This is a genomic window from Blautia sp. Sow4_E7, assembly GCF_052116245.1.
Classification (GTDB): Bacteria; Bacillota; Clostridia; order Lachnospirales; family Lachnospiraceae; genus Blautia_A.
The window spans coordinates 1-4,216 of record NZ_JBQKLL010000083.1 but is presented as its reverse complement, the minus strand read 5'-3'; the positions used below and the strand labels follow the sequence as shown (position 1 = coordinate 4,216).

At 40.9% G+C, this 4,216-nt stretch carries 4 protein-coding genes; all 4 read right to left on the bottom strand.

All coding sequences use genetic code 11. The features are described 5' to 3' along the window. Window positions 1–180: 180 nt before the first annotated feature. Window positions 181–1,077, bottom strand: a complete 897-nt coding sequence (locus ACTQ50_RS19140; protein WP_441485489.1) for a LysR family transcriptional regulator — start codon at window positions 1,075–1,077, stop codon at window positions 181–183. Window positions 1,078–1,392: 315 nt separating this feature from the next. Next, window positions 1,393–1,926, bottom strand: a complete 534-nt coding sequence (locus ACTQ50_RS19135; RefSeq protein ID WP_441485488.1) for a methylated-DNA--[protein]-cysteine S-methyltransferase — start codon at window positions 1,924–1,926, stop codon at window positions 1,393–1,395. A 15-nt stretch (window positions 1,927–1,941) separates the two neighbouring features. Continuing rightward, window positions 1,942–2,679, bottom strand: coding sequence for a LysR substrate-binding domain-containing protein (locus ACTQ50_RS19130; protein WP_441485487.1), 738 nt, complete (start codon window positions 2,677–2,679; stop codon window positions 1,942–1,944). Between the two features lie 36 nt (window positions 2,680–2,715). Then, window positions 2,716–3,519 carry a helix-turn-helix domain-containing protein gene (locus ACTQ50_RS19125; RefSeq protein ID WP_441485486.1) on the bottom strand — a complete coding sequence of 268 codons (804 nt, stop codon included), beginning with the start codon at window positions 3,517–3,519 and terminating at the stop codon, window positions 2,716–2,718. Window positions 3,520–4,216 lie beyond the last annotated feature (697 nt).

Here is a 4,216-nt window from a genome sequence, read left to right as displayed (position 1 = left end):
AACACAGCCAGATTTTTGTTGATTTTGAAAAAAATAAAAAGAAAAGAAGTTTTAAAAGAAAAATGGTGCTGGGCATAACACCCAACACCAAGTTTGTCTACAGTCTGAAATGAGACTCCTGCAGAAGTCTCATTTGGTTATGCAGTGTAAACCATAAGGTTATATGTTAACTGAAAATGATTATAGTTCCCTTGTTTTTTCGATTGCATTCAGGACTTTTTTTACTTTTTCGGATGGCTCCGGGGAATAAAGGAGTCCAAAAGGAATTCCGTAATTCCAGTTTACAGGAACCAGTTTCATAAGCGGATGGACACTTTCCCAGCTTTTTATAGCCAGCAAAACATCATTGCTGTTTTCGCAGCGGTTAAAGGTTTCTACATTGTAGATATCAAAATCCACAATGTTGATTTCCGGGTGATGTTCCCACAGGTCATCTCTTAAAATATCAACATATTCGCTCCATCCCCGATGAATCAGCATAAGGTTCTCCCCATAGAGGTCCTGGAGTTCAAGGCATTCTTTTCCAGCTAGTCTGTGGTGAATGGACATTGCACAGCAGAAAGCTTCTCTGGATATTTCAATTCCCCTGCATTTTCGAAGATCCAGCAGGGTATCATCAAAAATTCCGGCAACCACATCAATATTCTGCCCCAGATTTCCCAGAATCTCCCGGGCGTTTTCCGGTGTATTCTCAAAAGGGATCAGCTGGAATTTGATCTCTGGATAAAGTTCCTGTATTTTCGGAAACAGGCTGGAAAAAATCTGGGGAGGCGTCATCGGTGAAATCCCAACACGAATGATTTCTTTGTCTCCTCTCATTGTATTCTCAGCTCTAAGCAAAGCTTCTTTACTATACTGAATAATGTATTTCGCATCTTTATAAATAGATTTTCCAGCTTCCGTTACAATAAGTCCCCGGTGAGTACGGTCAAATAACTGCAGATTCAGACTGCTTTCCAGAGAATTAATCTGCTTTATTACTGCTGGTGCTGTGATAAACAATTTTTCCGCAGCCTTACTGAAGCTCCCGGATTCTACAACACACAAAAAAGTTTCAAGCTGAGGATTATAAAGCATATGCATGTCTCCTTGATATAACATTTTTACTGTATGATGTAAGTATAAACACTGGGTGTTACTATCTGTCAAGTACTATTTTAGTTACTGTTCACTGATAACGTTCTGCGAGGTGTTTTTTGTGAACAAAGTTCACAGAAAACCTGAGAATCTCGGCGCGAAATCATGCGAATGCATGATTTCTGTGCATCGCGAAGCGTGTTACTGGTCACGGAGTGAACAGTAACCTATTTTACCTTTACCACTTTGAGCCAAAACAAAAATATTGATTTTTTGATGGGAGAATTGTATCAGAAGCAGATGAACTAAGTCTTATTAAAGCGCAGTTCCTTTTGTGGGAATAAATAAATGGCTCAAATCAGCGTGTTCCAATTTTAGCAGTGAGATTTTTTTATCAATTCCTCCCGCATACCCTGTCAGACTGCCATTTGTGCCTACTACACGGTGGCAGGGAATGATAATGGAAACTTTGTTATGTCCAACGGCACCGCCTATGGCCTGTGCAGACATGTGCGTGATCTTTTTTATTTCTGCCATTCTGCGAGCGATTTCCCCATACGTAATCGTTTGTCCATAAGGAATCTGTAATAAAATCTTCCACACAGCCTGCCTGAATGCAGATCCTTCTGGATGAAGCGGCGGCGTAAATGTGGGCTCTTTGCCAGAGAAATATATGTCCAGCCATTTCTTTACTTCTGCGAGAATCTCTGTTTCCTGTGAAATTCTCTTCTCTGGAAGTGTGTTTGCAAAATATTTCTGCCCTTCAAACCACAGACCAGTAAGACCGATTTCATCCGCAGCCAGCAAAATAGAACCTAATGGCGATGAATATGTAGATGTATATATCATAGGTTTTCCCTTCCTTTATTTATTGGTGTTATTTCTGCTTAAGGTATTGAAAAACATTTTTGCCACTTTACTGAACACAGCATGTTTTTTCCATACCAGTGCCAGCCTTGTTGGCAGTTTCGGCGCTAATGGAAGAAAACATACTTCTGGATCAAGTGTGGGGGCAAGTAAATCTCTTGCGGTCAAAAAATATCCCATGCCCTGCATCACAAAGGGAACCGGACTTCCATGGACCACATTATAAGTTGCTGCGATGTTCAGACTTTCAAGGTCTGTTCCGGCCCAATGTGCGATCTCATTTTGAAGGCCGATCCTCTGGTGCATAATCAGGGGAATCCCTTTCATGTCTTCTTTGGACAAAGCTTTTTTCACTGCCAGCGGATTACTTTTTTTCATAAGGATTCCCCATTCTGAACAATCTGGAAGAGATAAGAAATCATATTTTATATTATCAATGGGTTCAAGCATGACGGCAAAATCCAGACTGCCATGATTCAATCGTTCCGATACATCCACTGCATCACCGCTATAAAAGTGGAAATGGATCCCAGGATATGTATTTCGCAGTTCTGCCGCTACCGCCAGAACACTTTCTGAAATGCTTCCCCCAATATAAATATCTCCCATCACTTCTTCAAGATCGTAACTGATTTCCTGTTCTGTTTTTTCTACCAGTTCGATGATTTCCTCTGCACGTGTAATATTTTCTTCCCTTACAACCGCAAGGAAATAGCGTAATTCCCGAAGTTCCATAATATGCGCCTTCCTCTCTTTGCCTAATTCTGATTTTTAGATTGATAACTGGCTGATTGCTGACTTTTTCCGGTACTGGCTGGGGGACATCCGGTATCGTTCTTTAAAAGCCCGGTTAAATGTCCGCTGGCTTTCAAAGCCGCTGTCCAGACAGATTTCTATAATAGAATCCTGGGTGTTTTCCAGCTGTGCACATGCATAACGGATTCTGGCGTCATTGAGATATTGATTAAAATTACTGTGAAACGTTCCGGAGAAGACTCTGGAAACTGCGTATTTGCTTACACAAAGCTTCTTTGCCATTTTGTCCAGGGTTATATTTTCACGGAAATGGCGGGAAATATAGGCGACTGTCTGATAGATCAGATCACTGCTTCCCACCTTTGACTTTTCATCCAGGTCAAGAAGGGGAAGGCATCTGGCAAGGACGATCTGAAGATAGGCCTGCAGGATCAAAAATTCATTTTCCCCGGTTATCATCATTCGAAAAAGCGCGTAAGAAATTTCTTCGCCTAAATTTTTTCCTGGAATCACAGGACATACAGGAGCAAAGTTTTGCAGCTCTTCACTGAAAACGCCCAGTCTGTCGGCGGCAAGATTCACACAATAGATTTTGTGCGGGTCATTTCCAAACACCTGATAATGATGAATAATGTCGGGAAATACAATACCTATATCTCCAGTTTCCATATGATATAACTCCTGCCCCACTCCTAATTCTAATGTGCCGTCAAGCATATAGATCAGCTCCAGGGTATTGTGAAGATGGGGACCTGCATGTCTGGCAGTCTTAGATACTGTCTGGATGCTCTTGTTAGTGTTTTTGTATTGTAAGTGCATAAGACCTCTTTCTGTCACCTGGCGGTTGGCTGCTGTACGCATGTAATGTTTTGCAAAGTGTGTTGTCTGGAAATGCAATCGTTTTATTGCAAGATTTGTCTACTATTTTGGCACATTTGGCAAGCATTTGCAAGAGTTTCGCTATATAATGACCAATGTAATCAAGAGAAAGGAGTGAAAGAACAATGATGAAAATGTTAAAGAAATGTCTGTATGACGCTATGGACTTCTACGCTACTTACTATCCATATATCGCAGCAAAATACCTTCACTAAAAAAGGACCTGCGGGCTGCAGGGTCCTTTTTTGTGCCTTATTATATATATCACGAGTTAATTTCAATTAATAAATACTCTGACTTACATCCCGTTTTAAATTTAATGGCCCAATCTGAAATTCGCTGACTGTCAAGGTAGTTGTCAGTAAAATATTTATTTTTTGTTCTTGCAGGTCATCAGATATTGTTCTGTACCTGACGTGAGTATCAATAAATTATCTACGTTTATTGGCAATCACGTCAGGCACAGAATCCTGCCTGATCACCATCATTTTGAATGATTAGATTTTTATGAAACAGCCATCTGCTCATCAGCTTTTTCGGATTGTTCGTGTACCTTTTCCGGGTTCAGATATACAGTATCCGGAAGACTCCAGTCACGGGTTGCACGTCCATTCCAGCGTTCTGGATGCTCTGCTTT